Annotated in this window: 11 protein-coding genes and 2 tRNA genes; 5 read left to right on the top strand and 8 right to left on the bottom strand. The window is 58.9% G+C overall.

From position 1 onward, the window contains the following. Positions 1 to 18 precede the first annotated feature (18 nt). The 5 genes from HMPREF3160_RS02990 to ilvD all read right to left on the bottom strand — a co-directional run bounded on the left by HMPREF3160_RS02990 (position 19) and on the right by ilvD (position 3414). Positions 19 to 99: transfer RNA gene (locus HMPREF3160_RS02990), tRNA-Leu, on the bottom strand. A 33-nt stretch (positions 100 to 132) separates the two neighbouring features. Beyond that, entirely contained in the window at positions 133 to 606 is a 474-nt protein-coding gene (gene bcp / locus HMPREF3160_RS02985) for a thioredoxin-dependent thiol peroxidase (protein ID WP_035754639.1), read from the bottom strand. Between the two features lie 68 nt (positions 607 to 674). Then, positions 675 to 750 (bottom strand) — tRNA-Lys (locus tag HMPREF3160_RS02980). Positions 751 to 957: 207 nt separating this feature from the next. Further along, a complete protein-coding gene (locus tag HMPREF3160_RS02975; RefSeq protein WP_070507188.1) occupies positions 958 to 1440 on the bottom strand; it encodes a hypothetical protein in 483 nt (160 codons plus the stop codon). Positions 1441 to 1533: 93 nt separating this feature from the next. Further along, a complete protein-coding gene (gene ilvD / locus HMPREF3160_RS02970) occupies positions 1534 to 3414 on the bottom strand; it encodes a dihydroxy-acid dehydratase (RefSeq protein ID WP_070490386.1) in 1881 nt (626 codons plus the stop codon). A gap of 306 nt (positions 3415 to 3720) precedes the next feature. Between ilvD and HMPREF3160_RS02965 the strand changes: the two genes are divergently transcribed. The 5 genes from HMPREF3160_RS02965 (at position 3721) to metG (ending at position 10879) form a co-directional block, all read left to right on the top strand. Beyond that, a complete protein-coding gene (locus HMPREF3160_RS02965) occupies positions 3721 to 5580 on the top strand; it encodes an acetolactate synthase large subunit (protein WP_070490384.1) in 1860 nt (619 codons plus the stop codon). Positions 5581 to 5590: 10 nt separating this feature from the next. Continuing rightward, complete coding sequence (gene ilvN / locus HMPREF3160_RS02960; protein ID WP_070490383.1) at positions 5591 to 6109, top strand: acetolactate synthase small subunit; 519 nt, start codon at positions 5591 to 5593, stop codon at positions 6107 to 6109. A 115-nt stretch (positions 6110 to 6224) separates the two neighbouring features. Next, a complete protein-coding gene (gene ilvC, locus HMPREF3160_RS02955) occupies positions 6225 to 7244 on the top strand; it encodes a ketol-acid reductoisomerase (protein ID WP_035754776.1) in 1020 nt (339 codons plus the stop codon). Between the two features lie 327 nt (positions 7245 to 7571). Next, complete coding sequence (serA, locus tag HMPREF3160_RS02950; RefSeq protein WP_070507016.1) at positions 7572 to 9173, top strand: phosphoglycerate dehydrogenase; 1602 nt, start codon at positions 7572 to 7574, stop codon at positions 9171 to 9173. A 143-nt stretch (positions 9174 to 9316) separates the two neighbouring features. After that, entirely contained in the window at positions 9317 to 10879 is a 1563-nt protein-coding gene (metG, locus tag HMPREF3160_RS02945; RefSeq protein ID WP_370977393.1) for a methionine--tRNA ligase, read from the top strand. A gap of 120 nt (positions 10880 to 10999) precedes the next feature. On the opposite strand, the gene HMPREF3160_RS02940 is transcribed toward metG, so the two are convergent. The 3 genes from HMPREF3160_RS02940 to HMPREF3160_RS02930 form a co-directional block, all read right to left on the bottom strand. Beyond that, positions 11000 to 13564, bottom strand: a complete 2565-nt coding sequence (locus HMPREF3160_RS02940; protein ID WP_070507014.1) for an FtsX-like permease family protein — start codon at positions 13562 to 13564, stop codon at positions 11000 to 11002. Beyond that, positions 13564 to 14340, bottom strand: a complete 777-nt coding sequence (locus tag HMPREF3160_RS02935; protein ID WP_035757203.1) for an ABC transporter ATP-binding protein — start codon at positions 14338 to 14340, stop codon at positions 13564 to 13566. The genes HMPREF3160_RS02940 and HMPREF3160_RS02935 overlap by 1 nt, the downstream gene beginning before the upstream one ends. Positions 14341 to 14454: 114 nt before the next feature. Continuing rightward, positions 14455 to 15153: a LuxR C-terminal-related transcriptional regulator gene (locus HMPREF3160_RS02930; protein WP_070507184.1), complete on the bottom strand. Its 699-nt coding sequence runs from the start codon at positions 15151 to 15153 to the stop codon at positions 14455 to 14457. Positions 15154 to 15162: the final 9 nt, after the last annotated feature.

Here is a 15162-nt window from a genome sequence, read left to right as displayed (position 1 = left end):
AACGCATAAAGCAGAAAGTGCGGGCGGAGGGACTTGAACCCTCACGTCAAAGACACTGGAACCTAAATCCAGCGCGTCTACCAATTCCGCCACGCCCGCGGACGGCACCTGAGCCGGTGCCGCTGATCTATATTAGACCAGTTTCAGATCTCGTTGAAGTTTAGCAACGTGTCCTTTAGCTCGCACGTTGTATTGCGCGAGTTCTACGGTTCCGTTTTCATCGATCACGATGGTCGAGCGGATGAGGCCCTCATATTCGCGGCCGTAGTTCTTTTTGATGCCCCACGCGCCGTAGGCTTCTGCGACGGCGTGGTTTTCATCGGAGAGTAGCGGGAAGCTCAGCTGATCGCGTTCCACGAACTTAGCGAGCTTATCCACCGGATCGGGGGAGATCCCGACAACCTTGTAGCCGTGTGCAGCCAGAGATTCGAGCGAGTCACGGAAATCGCATGCCTGGGTTGTGCACCCTGGGGTCATCGCTTTCGGGTAGAAGTAGACGATGGCTTTGGTTCCGTTGGTGAGCTCACCAAGGCTCACGGTGCTTCCGTCAGCTGCAGTGAGTGTGAAGTCGGGTGCCGGTTGGCCTGGCTCAAGACGGTTGGTCATGGATCCTCCTTGAAGCGCGCTTGATACGCGAAAGGCTGAAACTGTTGTACAGTTTCAGCCTTTCATATTGGTGCGCCCTCCGGGACTCGAACCCGGAACCTATTGATTAAGAGTCAAGTGCTCTACCAATTGAGCTAAAGGCGCCCGTCTCGCGTTGTGATGCTTGTTGTGTTTGCGGTTCTTACTGAATCGCTGGGCATCGCTCGCGGCGACCTGTTCAACATTACAGTCAGTTTTCGTAAACGCCAAATCGGAGCCAACGGTTGAGCGCTTTTGTGAGATACAGCATATTGCTGGGGCTCATGAAGCCGTGCCGCCTCCTATGTTCCCGTGCTCCGGCGCGGCGCCCATTTAGGGGGCGGTGCCGGCCTCGATGGCGTCGGCGAAGAAGTTGATGAACTCTGCGAAATCGACTGATTCGCCGTACTGGTCCAGGGTCACTGCTGGGGTACGTTCGGTTCCAGAGCTTGATGCTTCTAGCAGCACGGTCGGGTACGGCGGGCAGGTGACGCGGAAGGTGCGTCCGGTGGTCATTTCGAGTTCCACTGAATCTGCGGAGTAGATCCCTACCGCGCTGATGTTGGTGAGGTTGATGCTGACTGCGGACTCGCTGGCTTGAAGAGTGTGGGCGTCGATGGGTGCAACCACGAGTTCGATTGGCTGGTTCCTGAACCCTATGAGGCACGGGCCACCCGAACCTGCCAGCCCAAACGCGTATGCGATGTTGAAGGAACCGTAGTTGGGGATTTGCTCATCGAACACTGCGCGCAAGCGGGCGCGTAGCTCGTCTTGCACTACAGGTTCGCTGGTTGGGACGGGTTCATTTGTGTCCATGTTCTTCACCATACGGGAATGCCCTGCCGCACCGGCGGAAAGCGGTGGGGCAGGGCATTCTCCATTCACTTGGGTTGCGCTTAGCTGTGCGGTTTAGAGATCTTGTGGGCGTGCGATGCGTTCCAGCGCGCTGATGTCGCGCACGGCTCCGCGGTCGGCTGAGGTGGCCATGAGCGCGTATGCGCGTAGCGCGCGGCTGACCTCGCGGTCGCGTTTGAGCGGCTGGTATCCGTGGCCGGCCTCGAGTTGAGCGCGGCGGGCCTGCATCTGTTCGTCTGAGATCTCAAGCTGGATTGAGCGGTTGGGGATGTCGATCGTGATGGTGTCGCCGTCCTGGATGAGCGCGATCTCGCCACCCGAGGCGGCTTCGGGGGAGACGTGGCCGATAGACAAGCCCGAAGTGCCGCCGGAGAAGCGGCCGTCGGTGATGAGGGCGCACTTCGCGCCAAGTCCCAGGCCTTTCAGATACGAGGTTGGGTAGAGCATTTCCTGCATGCCTGGGCCACCGCGCGGGCCTTCATAGCGGATGACAACTACGTCGCCTTCCTTGATCTCTTTAGACAAGATCTTGAAGACGGCCTCGTCTTGGGATTCGCACACCACCGCTGGGCCGGAGAACGTCCAGATGGATTCATCCACGCCGGCGGTCTTCACGACGCATCCGTTGCGTGCGATGTTGCCGTGCAGAACAGCGAGGCCGCCGTCGGCGGAGTATGCGTTTTCGGCGTTGCGGATGCAGCCATTTTCCGCGTCGGTGTCAAGGCTGTCCCACACTTCGGACTGCGAGAACGCGGACGAGGAACGCTTGCCACCCGGGGCTGCATACCAGAGCTTTTGGGCTTCTTCGCTGGCTTTGCCGCCGCGGATGTCCCATTCATCGAGCCAGCTAGTGAGGTCGGGGGAGTGTACGGCATGCACGTTGGTGTGCAACATGCCGGCGCGGTTGAGCTCCCCGAGCAGGGCAGGGATGCCGCCTGCCCGGTGGACGTCCTCCATGTAGTAGGTCCGCTCACCGGCAACGTTGGGCGCAACCTTGGCCAGGCACGGGACCTCGCGGGACTTCTTATCGATGTCCGGCAGGGTGTAGTCGACCTCGCCTTCCTGTGCTGCGGCAAGCAGGTGGAGGATCGTGTTGGTTGAGCCACCCATCGCGATATCGAGTGCCATTGCGTTATCGAAGGCTTCGCGGGTTGCGATGTTGCGCGGCAAAACGGAAGCGTCGTCGTCTTCGTAGTAGCGCTTGGTGATGTCCACGATGGTGGCCCCTGCGCGTTCGTATAGCTCCTTGCGCGCGGTGTGGGTTGCCAGAACGGAGCCGTTGCCAGGGAGTGCAAGCCCGATCGCTTCGGTGAGGCAGTTCATCGAGTTCGCGGTGAACATGCCGGAGCAGGAACCGCAGGTTGGGCATGCGTTCTCTTCGATCGAGAGCATGTCGGCATCAGATACGGATTCGTCCACGGCGTCAGCGATCGCGTTGACGAGGTCGAGGCTTTTCACGGTCCCGTCAGTCAATACGGCGCGGCCTGATTCCATGGGGCCGCCGGATACGAAGACGGTGGGAATGTTGAGGCGCAGTGCGGCTAGCAGCATGCCCGGTGTGATCTTGTCGCAGTTGGAGATGCACACGAGCGCGTCTGCGCAGTGGGCGTTGGCCATGTATTCGACGCTGTCGGCGATGATGTCGCGGCTTGGTAGCGAGTACAGCATTCCGCCGTGGCCCATCGCGATCCCGTCATCGACTGCGATCGTGTTGAATTCGCGTGCGACCGCACCTGCGTTGTGGATCGCTTCGGAGACGATGCGGCCCACGGGGGCTAGGTGGGTGTGGCCTGGCACGAACTCTGTGAAGGAGTTGGCGACGGCGATGATCGGCTTGCCGATGTCCTGGTTGGCGACACCGGATGCGCGCATGAGTGCGCGGGCTCCTGCCATGTTGCGGCCGTGGGTGACTGTGCGTGAACGAAGTGCTGGCATGTCTCTAGTCAAACATGCGCAGCGAGGCGGGTGCTGTTGATTTAAGACGTATGACGCACGTGTGAAGCGTTCACATACTGGTCTGTGGTCCAGTATGTGAGATTGTTACGGGCTCGGTTTGGATGTCCTAGATCACTATTGAGACGATTGGGAAACGTGCTTGAGGCCACATGGTCGGCCTCGCTTTCCGGCCGCGATACAACGCGAGCGGGAGTAGCGCATCCGGGATGACCTTCCAGTTGCGCATCGGCACGGGAGTACCAAACACAGCTACTAGTACATCACTCGGTGAGAAGGGACAGCATCATGGGGCAGGCGAACGCTGCATCCGATGCGTCTGCGGGAAAGAACTCCCGCAAGACACACCACCCCCGCGGGCACGCGGTGGACGTCATGGGGCCTAATCGGAGCGTAGATCCGATTGAGATGACGGGCGCGCAGGCTATTGTGCGTTCCCTTCAGGAACTAGGTATTGAGTCTGTCTTTGGTCTTCCGGGTGGAGCTATTCTGCCAACCTATGACCCGCTGTTGGAGGCACCGGAACTCAACCACGTGCTGGTGCGCCACGAACAGGGGGCTGGGCACGCGGCTCAGGGTTATGCGATGGTGACTGGCCGTCCGGGTGTCGCGATCGCAACCTCCGGGCCAGGTGCAACCAACCTAGTGACCGCGCTCGCGGATGCCCATATGGACTCCGTCCCGATGGTCGCTATTACCGGTCAGGTGAACTCCAAGGTCATCGGTACTGACGCGTTCCAAGAAGCTGACATCGTGGGTATCACGATGCCGATCACCAAGCATTCGTTCCTGGTGACCAACGCCCAGGATGTCCCGGACACGCTCGCGAAGGCTTTCTATCTGGCGACCACAGGCCGTCCCGGCCCGGTTCTGGTCGATGTGACCAAGGACGCCCAAGAAGGCCTGATGACGTTCACGTGGCCTCCGCAGCCAGCCATGGCAGGCTATAAGCCGACCTCTAAGGGTCATATCAAGCAGGTGCGTGAGGCCGCTAAATACATCGCCTCCTCGATCCGCCCGGTGTTCTATGTCGGTGGTGGCGTGATCAAGGCCGATGCGGCCGAAGAATTGCGTGAGCTTGCCGAGCTGGTGGGCGCACCCGTGGTGACCACGCTGACTGCCCGCGGTGCGTTCCCGGACTCCCACGATCAGCATCTGGGCATGCCGGGTATGCACGGTTCAGTTGCTGCGGTGTCCTCGCTTCAGCAGGCGGACCTGCTGATCACCCTCGGAGCGCGTTTCGATGACCGTGTGACCGGCGTGCTGGATTCTTTCGCACCGGAAGCACGCGTGATCCACGTGGATGTGGATCCGGCGGAGATCTCTAAGAACCGTAACGCTGATGTTCCGATCGTGGGGGATCTGAAGAGGATCCTCCCGGACCTGACCGAGGCGTATCGCGAACGCAAGGATGAGGGGGAAGCCCCGGATCTTGAGCCGTGGTGGGAGATCCTCAACCGCATCCGCGATACATATCCGCTCGGCTACACCAAGACAACCGACGGCGCGCTCGCCCCGCAGCACATCATCCAGCGTCTGGGTGAGATTGCTGGTCCTGAAGCGATCTATGTTGCAGGTGTTGGCCAGCACCAGATGTGGGCTGCTCAGTTCGTGAAGTATGAGCGGCCTCGCCAGTGGCTGAACTCCGCAGGCTTGGGCACTATGGGCTATTCGATCCCGGCGGCGATGGGTGCCAAGGTCGGTAACCCGGACCGTGTTGTGTGGGCCATCGATGGTGACGGCTGCTTCCAGATGACTAACCAGGAGCTGGCGACGTGTGTGATCAACAAGATCCCGATCAAGGTTGCGCTCATCAACAACTCGTCGCTAGGCATGGTTCGGCAGTGGCAGACGCTGTTCTATGACGGCCGCTACTCCAATACCGAGCTGAACACGGGTAAGGATTCGATCCGCGTCCCGGACTTCGTGAAGATGGCGGATGCCTACGGTTGCGTTGGTATCCGTGTGGAGACAGAGGACGAGATCGATGCGGCGATCGAGAAGGCGATGTCCATCAACGACCGCCCCGTGCTGATCGACTTCATCGTCTCCAAGGACGCCATGGTGTGGCCGATGGTCCCTTCAGGTGTTTCAAATAACGAGATTCAGGTGGCACGAGGCATGACGCCTCAGTGGGAAGAGGAATAGGACTACATCAATGGCACGCCATACTTTATCGGTACTGGTCGAGGACGTCCCCGGTGCGTTGACTCGCGTCGCTGGCCTCTTCGCCCGCCGTGCATTCAATATTGATTCTTTGGCTGTAGGCCCCACCGAGACTCCAGGGCTTTCGCGCATGACCGTAGTGGTTCAGGCGGATGAGAAGCTATTGGAGCAGGTGACTAAGCAGCTGAATAAGCTCGTCAACGTGATCAAGATTGTTGAGCTTGAGCAGACACACTCCGTGCAGCGTGAGCATGTGCTGATCAAGGTCAACGCTGACGCGGAGACACGCACCCAGGTGACGCAGGCGGCGGATTACTTCCGTGCCCGTGTGGTGGATGTTTCACCGGACACCGTGGTGCTTGAAGCGACCGGTTCGGGCGAGAAAATCTCTGCACTCTTTGACGTTTTGGAGCCGTTCGGTATCCGCGAGATCGTGCAGGCTGGAACGTTGGCTATCGCACGCGGACGCAAGTCGCTGTCGCATCGGGCTTTGCACTCGATTTCGGCCTAGCTGGGGCATCGATCTGGGGCATCGAGTTGCGACACATCGTAGCCGATAAGTGACCGAGAAAATTTTTAGACCTAGAAGAACTCAAACTGTAAGGAATGGTTTCGTGAGCACCACCATGTACTACGAAGAAGACGCAGATCTGAGCAAGCTCAGCGATAAGAAGGTAGCCGTTATCGGTTACGGTTCCCAGGGCCACGCTCATGCGCTTTCGCTGCGTGATTCGGGCGTGGATGTCCGTGTTGGTCTTGCTGAGGGCTCCAAGTCCCGCGCTAAGGCTGAAGCTGAAGGCCTCAAGGTCCTCAACGTTGCTGATGCCGCGGCTGAGGCTGACGTCATCATGATCTTGGTTCCAGATCAGGTTCAGGCCAAGGTTTACGAGGAGTCCATCAAGGACAACCTCAAGGCAGGCGACACCCTCGTCTTCGCCCACGGTTTCAACATCCGTTACGGCTACATCGAGCCGGGCAAGGACATCAACGTGATCATGGTTGCTCCTAAGGGCCCAGGCCACGTTGTCCGCCGCGAATTTGAAGCCGGCCGCGGTGTTCCAGCGTTGATCGCCGTTGAGAACGATGCGACTGGCGATGCCAAGGAGATCGCTCTGGCGTGGGCTAAGGGTATTGGCGCTACCCGCGCCGGTGTCATCGAGACGACCTTCACTGAAGAGACCGAATCTGACCTCTTCGGTGAGCAGGCTGTTTTGTGCGGTGGCGCATCCCAGCTGGTCCAGTACGGTTTCGAGACCCTCACGGAGGCCGGCTACGCTCCAGAGATCGCATACTTCGAGGTACTGCATGAGCTCAAGCTGATCGTTGACCTCATGGTTGAAGGCGGCTTGTCCAAGCAGCGCTGGTCGATTTCCGATACCGCTGAGTTCGGTGACTACGTCTCCGGACCACGCGTGATCGACCCATCGGTCAAGGAAAACATGAAGGCTGTTCTGAAGGACATCCAGGACGGCACCTTCGCCAAGCGCTTCATGGATGACCAGAACAACGGCGCCACCGAGTTCCAGAAGCTGCGTAAGGAACAGGAAGGCCACGCGATCGAGGCGACCGGCCGCGAGCTGCGCAAGCTGTTCTCCTGGATGGAAGACACCGATTCGGACTACACCGAGGGCACTGCCGCTCGCTAAGTCCAGCTCCAGCCGTTCGCTAGCATGAACGGTGAGCCTCACGGCGGGAAAAGAACCCATGGTTCTTTTCCCGCCGCCGCGTTTAACTGTCTCGCCGGAAGAGGACCGTCCAGCAGATCAGGCGGGCAGATCAAGCCGGCAACCGCATCGTTATATTGCATTTCATGAAGCGTGCTGTGTGTCATACCAGCGAAACCTGGGTGGCAGTTGGCTGTGGGGAAGATAGCGTTAGGTGCAGTGGGATTCCGCCGGAAGTGCGGAATGCCTGCTGAACACGCTTGATAAACCAGTGACATAACCCCATCGATCGAACAGAGGATCACGTTCGTGGCTCAGACTCAGCCTGTTGTACTGATTGCAGAAGAACTTTCGCCCGCAACCGTTGAAGCGTTGGGCCCAGATTTTGAGATCCGCAGGACTGATGGCGCGGACCGTGACCGTTTGCTCACCGATATCGCTGATGTCGATGCGATCTTGGTTCGCTCCGCCACGCAGGTGGACGCGGACGCGATCAGCGCGGCTAAGAACCTCAAGGTGATTGCGCGTGCCGGTGTCGGCTTGGACAACGTCGATATCAAGGCGGCCACCCAGGATGGTGTGATGGTTGTTAACGCGCCGACCTCTAACATCATTTCCGCAGCTGAACTGACGGTGGGCCACATCATTGCTGCGGCCCGGAATATTCCTGCCGCTAACGCTTCGATGAAAGAGGGGCAGTGGAACCGCAAGGCATTCACGGGTGTCGAGCTCTTTGAGAAGACCGCTGGCATCATCGGTTTGGGCCGCATTGGTGCGCTTGTTGCAGAACGGCTCGCCGCATTCGGCATGAAGCTCGTCGCATATGACCCCTACGTGACCCCGGCTCGTGCACAGCAGCTGGGCGTCACGCTCGTGGAGCTCGATGAACTGCTCGCTCAGGCTGACTTCATCACGATCCACATGCCGAAAACCCCGGAGACTACCGGGATGATCTCAACCGAACAGTTCGAGCGGATGAAAGACACCGCGTTCGTCTTCAATGTCGCCCGTGGCGGCCTCATCGACGAGGAGGCACTCTACACGGCGTTGACCCAAGGCCAGATCGCCGGTGCGGGCATCGATGTTTACACGTCCGAGCCTGCCCAGGGCATCAAGTTCATTGAGCTTCCCAACGTTTCGGTGACCCCGCACTTGGGTGCCTCGACCGCTGAGGCCCAGGAGAAGGCTGGCGTGGCTGTCGCTAAGTCCGTCCGTTTGGCTCTCACAGGTGAGCTGGTTCCGGATGCGGTCAACGTTGCCGGTGGCGTGATCGATCAGGACGTACGCCCTGGTATTCCGTTGGCGGAGAAGCTCGGCCGTATTTTCTCCGCACTCGCGCAGGGTGAGCGTTTGACCTCGGTTGAACTCACGGTGGCTGGTGAGATCGCCTCCAAGGACGTCACGAGCCTCAAGCTCGCCGCCCTCAAGGGTGTTTTCACCGATGTTGTCTCGCAGGGGGTCTCCTACGTCAACGCGCCTGTTCTTGCGGAACAGCGTGGTGTCGCAACCCGCTTGACTACCACCGAGGTCTCTGAGGACTACCGCAATAAGCTCGTGGTTTCGGGTGCTTTGGCCTCCGGAGCTGCGTTGTCGGTGACCGGCACATTGACGGGCCCTAAGCAGATCCAGAAGCTCACCGCAGTGTTCGGGCAGAACCTTGAGATCCCGATCGAGGACCACATGTTGATTCTGCGTTATGAGGACCGCCCGGGTGTTGTGGGTGCGTTGGGTCGCGTCTTGGGGGAGCACAACGTCAACATTGGCGGTATGCAGGTGGCCCCGGCCGATGAGCAGGGCCAGTCCGCCGCGGTTGTCACGATTGATGACGCCCTGCCGGAGGGCCTGTTGGAAACCATCGGTGAACAGATCGGCGCGAGCGTTGCTCGCGAGGTCGACCTCGAAGAGTACTAAAACCTGACTTAGCTCTGGCGCATCAAGGCACCGCAACGGTGCAGGGCGTGGTCCAGGGCGCAGAGCTGGGAACGGTGTGAGGAACGGTGTGGGATGGGTGTCATGTACGCCCATCCCACACCTCATTTCGATAGAATCGCGGCGTGACTGATCTGGGTAAAGATAAAACGTTCTACATGACCACGGCTATCTCGTATCCGAACGGGGAACCGCACATCGGGCATGCCTACGAATTCGTGGCGGCTGACGCGATGGCGCGTTTCAAGCGTCTGGATGGCTATGACGTCTACTTCCTCACGGGCACTGATGAGCATGGCCAGAAGATGATGCAGACTGCCCAAAAGCAGGGCATCACCCCGATGGAGTTGGCTCGTGTGAACTCGGATCGGTTCCAGTCCACGCAGGATGCTTTGGGTATTTCTTATGACCGGTTCATCCGCACCACTGATGCGGATCACCAGGCTGCCGCCCAGGCGATCTGGAAGGCCATGGAGGCCAATGGCGATATCTATTTGGGCCACTATGCGGGCTGGTACTCGGTGCGTGATGAAGCCTATTACGACGAGGAAGAGACCCACGTAGGTGAGGATGGGGTCCGCTACGCGACCGAGACGGAAACTGAGGTGACCTGGACGGAAGAGGAATCGTATTTCTTCCGTCTCTCCAAGTACGCTGAGCCGTTGCTTGAGCTGTATAAGGAGCAGCCGGAGTTCGCGGCACCGGGTTCCCGGTTCAACGAGGTGATTCGTTTCGTTGAGCGTGGGCTTGAGGACCTCTCGATTTCGCGCACGACTTTCGACTGGGGTATCCCGGTTCCGGATGCGCCGGGGCACGTGATGTATGTGTGGGTTGATGCGTTGACGAACTACGTCACGGGCGTGGGCTACCCAGATACCGCGGGGGAGAAGTTCAGCAAGTACTGGCCGGCCGACGTGCACATTATCGGTAAGGATATTTCCCGTTTCCACGCGATCTACTGGCCTGCGTTTTTGATGTCTGCTGGCATCGAGTTGCCCAAGCGCATCATGATTCACGGGTTCTTGCACAATAATGGCGTGAAGATGTCTAAGTCTCTCGGTAACACGGTGGGTCCGGCTGACTTCATCGAGAATTATGGCTTGGATGCGATGCGGTACTTCTTCTTGCGTGAAGTGCCGTTCGGTGCGGACGGTTCGTATTCGCATGAGGCGATTGTGAACCGCATGAACGCGGAGTTGGCTAATAACCTCGGTAACCTCGCGCAGCGTTCCCTTTCGATGGTCGCTAAGAATCTTGACGGGAAGATGCCAGCACTTGAGAATCTGACGGAGGCTGATACGCAGCTGTTGGCTTCCGCCAAGGGTCTGCTGGACTCGGCCCGAGCTCATTACGATAAGCAGGCGTTCTCGCTGGCCCTTGCTGAGCAGTGGAAGGTACTGCACGATGCGAACTCGTATTTCGCTGAGATGGCTCCGTGGGTCTTGCGCAAGGAAGACCCGCAGCGCATGTCGGTGGTGTTGGCTGTGACCTTGGATGTGGTGCGGCGGGTCGCGTTGCTCGCTCAGCCGGTCATGCCGGATTCGATGACCCGCATGTTGGATGTGCTGGGTGTCCGCCAGGGCGCGATGCGCACGTTCGCGGCGTTCGATAGCACAGTCGAGGCGGGCACGCCGCTGCCGAAGCCGCAACCGATCTTCCCACGCTATGAGGAGCCCCAATCTAGCTAACGCTGTGGAACCACAGCGTTAGCTAGCGTAACTGGACTACAGCGGTGGGGCAGGTTCACATGAATGTAAACCTGCCCCACCGCTTTTATGTAGCTAGCCGCTATAACGCTTCGTGAGCGTTTACTCGACGGCGAGCCCCTCAACTGGAGTGATCTTGGCCGCGCGGCGTGCTGGCAATACCGTTGCCAGCATGGTGATCGCCACGGTTGCTACCCACAGGATGAACAGCGGGATCCACGGGATCGTGAACTCTGCACCATCCATTAAACGGAGCAGAGCGGTGGACCCGAAGTAGCCGAACAAGGTACCGAAGATCACTGCCGCCAGCGCTGTGATGCCTGCGATCAGGAACGCTTCGAGGAACAGCATTGAGCGTAGCTGCTTGCGGGTGAGGCCAAGGGCTCGCAGCAAAGCGTTCTCGCGGGTGCGTTCGAGGATCGAGAGTGTCAGGGTGTTAGAGACACCCACCAGCGCGATGAGGACCGCGACACCGAAGAGCCCAACCACGATCAGCGTGAAGGTCATGATGGTGGCGTCGTACGCTTCCTTTTCCTGTGCGGCCAGTTCAAGGTTCTGTGGGGTTACGTGTGCTGCGTTGGCGATCACCTCAGAGGCGGTCGTCGGCTTGACGTCTTCGTCCAGCTTGGCCCAGATCTGTGTCTGCTCATCAAGCGTCTCGATGTTGAGCTTCTGAGCGGTCTGGATATCGATCATGCACGGAACGGCTGCCCTCGAGGCGGTACCGTGAGGCTTGAGCGTGGTGCCCTTGATCTTCAGCGGAAGAGCTTCCTCAAGTTTTCCGACCGGGCCGAACTCGTTTGCCCCAGGCAACGGCACGTTCGAAGGCACGACCTTCTTCAACGCCTCGACATCGCCAACATAGAGGGCGCTGCAGGAGGTCTCGGCCATCTGGTCTTCCGTGAGCTTCGCAGGTTTGACCAACACTGCTGCCTCGACCTCGTTAGCCTTGGCAACGTTCTCGAGCGTCTTATCCGTCGGGAGCTTGTCCTCTTCGAAATAGACTTTGGCATCGATCGGGAACTGGTTGGAGATCATGTTGTTCATCGTGGCCCTGAGGCTGAACATACCCGTGAGGCATGCCGCAACCAACACCACACCGATCATCAGTGCGGAGCCGACCGCACCTGTGCGGGCTGGGTGGCGTACCGCGTTGAGCCCGGCGAGCTTTCCAGCCGGTTTCCCAGCGAAGGGCTTACCGGCCTGCCCCACAAGGAACGGCACGAGGAAGGTCGCGACAACGAGCAGGCCGAGGAAGGCCAGCACGCACCCTAGGAAGACGACCAAGAAGAACACCGCGGCAGTGTCGGCGTCATCTTCGACAGGGAGAACCGCAGGCCCAGCCATGCCGATGCCGATGAAAACGGCACCCAACAGGATCAGCAGCACACCGGTGGTGATGCGTTTCTTGCCCTTACGGCTACCGACCGTCACGGTTTCTTGCGGCTGGAGGGCAGCGATCGGGGAGAGGCTGGAAGCCTTCTTTGCCGGGCGGATCGAGGCAAGCCATGTCATGACCACGGCCAGGACCATACCGGCTGGGAGGGACCACCAGTTGAATGCGAACTGGAACGTCGAAGACTTAGTAACCCAAGCCATGATCGAACCACCGCCGGCGATCAGCGCGATGCCGAGCGCAACACCAACCACGCCGCCGATCAACCCGACCAGGAGGCCTTCGGTGCGCATCATGGACTTGATCTGCTTCGAGTTAGCACCGATCGTGCGAAGCAACGCAAGTTCGCGGGTGCGCTGAGCCAAAACCACGGTGAACGTGTTCGATGTGACGAGCACACACACCACTGCCGAGAGCAGCACGAACGCGAAGAGCGCTACGGTGACGAAGACCATGGAGGAGCCGATGTTCTCCATCGACTGCTCGAGCAGCTGCTCCGGTGTTGCAACCGTGACGCCTTCGATGCCTGCTTTCTGCACGGCGGTTTTGATCTGCCGTACGATCTCATCCGGGTTGCTACCCGGGGTGAGCTTGAGCAGGTACACCGGCTCGGGAGAGCCCATCAACAGGCCTGAGGCTTCAGCCTGCTTATAGTCCATGAAGACCAGAGGCAAACCAACGTCATCGATCATCATAGAGTCTTCAAATACACCGTTGGCCTCGTATTTCTGCGGCTTAGCTTCCTCCGGGTCCTGCTCCTGCCCGTCAGAATCCGGCGAGTATCCCAAGGTCAGCGCCGGCGCGCTTGAGTCCTGAGAACCCTTGAAGCGCTGTTTGATCTCCTTGGAGATACCGATGCTCTTGCCATCAGGGAATTCGCCTTCGAGTTTCTTGAAACCGAACAGGCTCCAATCTCCCTTGACTGCATAGAGGGTCAGAGGATCGTAGCCTCCGCCGAGTGAGAAGATCATTGCGCTCTGATACATCGCATGATCAGCAACCGAACCGTTCGAGGTCACAATCTTGTCGATTTGCTCCAGCCCCTGTGCTGCTTTTTCAGGGTCCCCCTGAGACTTGCCGGTATCCTTCACCTGCACGACAACATCAGACTGTGAATAGACCTGGCCTTGGGAATTGGCGAGGCTCGCCTTCGAGGAGGTCGAGAAGTTCATGACAGCGCTGAGGAACGCAACACCGATCGTCACAGCGAGGATTACCGCTATATAGCGGCGCAGATAAGCGCGCACATTCGCGCGTGCAATCGTATTCATTATTTGGCCCCCAACTGAGCGAGTGCTTCAGCCACACCCTGGGCTGTCGGGTGATTGATCTCGCCGGCAATAACACCGTCAGAGAGCAACAAGACACGGTCAGCGTAGGAAGCAGCCTGCGGGTCGTGCGTCACCATGATTACGGTCTGGCCGTATTCGTGCGCTGCGCGCTGCAACAAGGTCAGCACCTCGCTACCGGACTCCGAATCCAAGTTACCGGTCGGCTCGTCACCGAAGATCACATCGGGACGGGACAGCAATGCACGTGCCACAGCAACACGCTGCTGCTGGCCACCCGAGAGCTCGTGTGGCTTGTGGTTCAAACGTTCGCTCAGACCCAAACGCTCAACGAGCTCGTTGAACCAAGCCATGTCCGGCTTTTGTTCTGCAAGCTCAAGCGGAAGAAGAATGTTCTGCTTGGCCGTCAAGGTTGGAACCAGGTTGAACGCCTGGAACACGAAACCCACGCGCTCGCGGCGCATACGGGTCTGCTCGTCTTCATTCATGGTGTCCACGCGAGTATCACCCAGTGACAATGCCCCGCTCGTAGGGCGATCCAGGGTTGCCAGCATGTGCATCAACGTGGACTTACCCGAACCCGAAGGGCCCATGATCGCGGTGAACCTACCGCGGGTAAAACCCACAGTTACGTTGTTCAAAGCCGTGACCTGAGTAGAGCCCTCACCAAAGATCTTGGTGAGATTCCATGCTGCAACTGCCGGCTGAGCCGCGTGCGAACCGATGTGTGCTTCAGATGATGGAGGTTGTGTAGTCATGCTTCTACAGTAATTTCCACGCGATCTGTGATCATCGACCACCAGGATGGAAAAACGCAAGGCCATGTCATACTCAGGTATGACATGGCCTCGAAGCGGCAACAGATGACCTGCTTAAGGGGTCACGACGCCTGTTTTATACGCAAGGACGACAGCCTGAACGCGGTCACGGACCTCAAGCTTGGACAAAACGCGGCCCACGTGTGTCTTGACGGTGGCCTCAGACAAACACAGCTGCTCAGCGATCTCCGTGTTAGAGAAACCCTCAGCCATGAGCTTGAAAACCTCAGCCTCCCGCGCCGTCAGAAGCTCCAGAAGGTCCTGAGCCGACGCCCCGTCTTGTTGAGCCTGAGAACGCAAAAGAGGCGCCATATGGTCCAGAAGCCGCTTAGTAGAACTCGGCGCAACCACCGCACCACCATGGAACACAGTGCGGATCGCCTCCAGCAGATCCTCCGGAGGAACATCCTTGAGTAAGAACCCGGCAGCGCCAGCCGCAATCGCATCAAGAACGTACTCATCCAAATCAAACGTCGTCAGAATCAAAACCCGCGGGGCCTCCACACCACGCCGAGCCGCATCTGAAAGCAACTGCGTGGTCGCGGCAATCCCATCCATTCCAGGCATACGGATATCCATCAAAACAACATCCGCATCACCAACGGAGGCTCCACTTGCCGGCGGCCTGCACACCGCAAGACCATCAGAGGCCTCCGCAATAACACACAAATCAGGCTGCGAATCAATCAACATTCGAAAACCAGAACGCACCAACTGCTGATCATCAACCAGCGCAACCTTAATCCGCTCCATGGAACCCTC

This window comes from Arthrobacter sp. HMSC06H05 (genome assembly GCF_001807395.1).
Lineage (GTDB): Bacteria > Actinomycetota > Actinomycetes > Actinomycetales > Micrococcaceae > Pseudoglutamicibacter > Pseudoglutamicibacter albus.
This window is presented reverse-complemented; position numbering and strand designations above follow the sequence as displayed.

What these genes read in the sequence shown, in the direction of transcription:
- HMPREF3160_RS02940 (WP_070507014.1), bottom strand. Translation starts at nt 13,564, where the DNA reads ATGAATACGATTGCACGCGCGAATGTGCGCGCTTATCTGCGCCGCTAT.
- ilvN (WP_070490383.1), top strand. Translation starts at nt 5,591, where the DNA reads ATGGCACGCCATACTTTATCGGTACTGGTCGAGGACGTCCCCGGTGCG.
- HMPREF3160_RS02935 (WP_035757203.1), bottom strand. Translation starts at nt 14,340, where the DNA reads ATGACTACACAACCTCCATCATCTGAAGCACACATCGGTTCGCACGCG.
- HMPREF3160_RS02930 (WP_070507184.1), bottom strand. Translation starts at nt 15,153, where the DNA reads ATGGAGCGGATTAAGGTTGCGCTGGTTGATGATCAGCAGTTGGTGCGT.
- HMPREF3160_RS02975 (WP_070507188.1), bottom strand. Translation starts at nt 1,440, where the DNA reads ATGGACACAAATGAACCCGTCCCAACCAGCGAACCTGTAGTGCAAGAC.
- ilvC (WP_035754776.1), top strand. Translation starts at nt 6,225, where the DNA reads ATGTACTACGAAGAAGACGCAGATCTGAGCAAGCTCAGCGATAAGAAG.
- bcp (WP_035754639.1), bottom strand. Translation starts at nt 606, where the DNA reads ATGACCAACCGTCTTGAGCCAGGCCAACCGGCACCCGACTTCACACTC.
- ilvD (WP_070490386.1), bottom strand. Translation starts at nt 3,414, where the DNA reads ATGCCAGCACTTCGTTCACGCACAGTCACCCACGGCCGCAACATGGCA.
- HMPREF3160_RS02965 (WP_070490384.1), top strand. Translation starts at nt 3,721, where the DNA reads ATGGGGCAGGCGAACGCTGCATCCGATGCGTCTGCGGGAAAGAACTCC.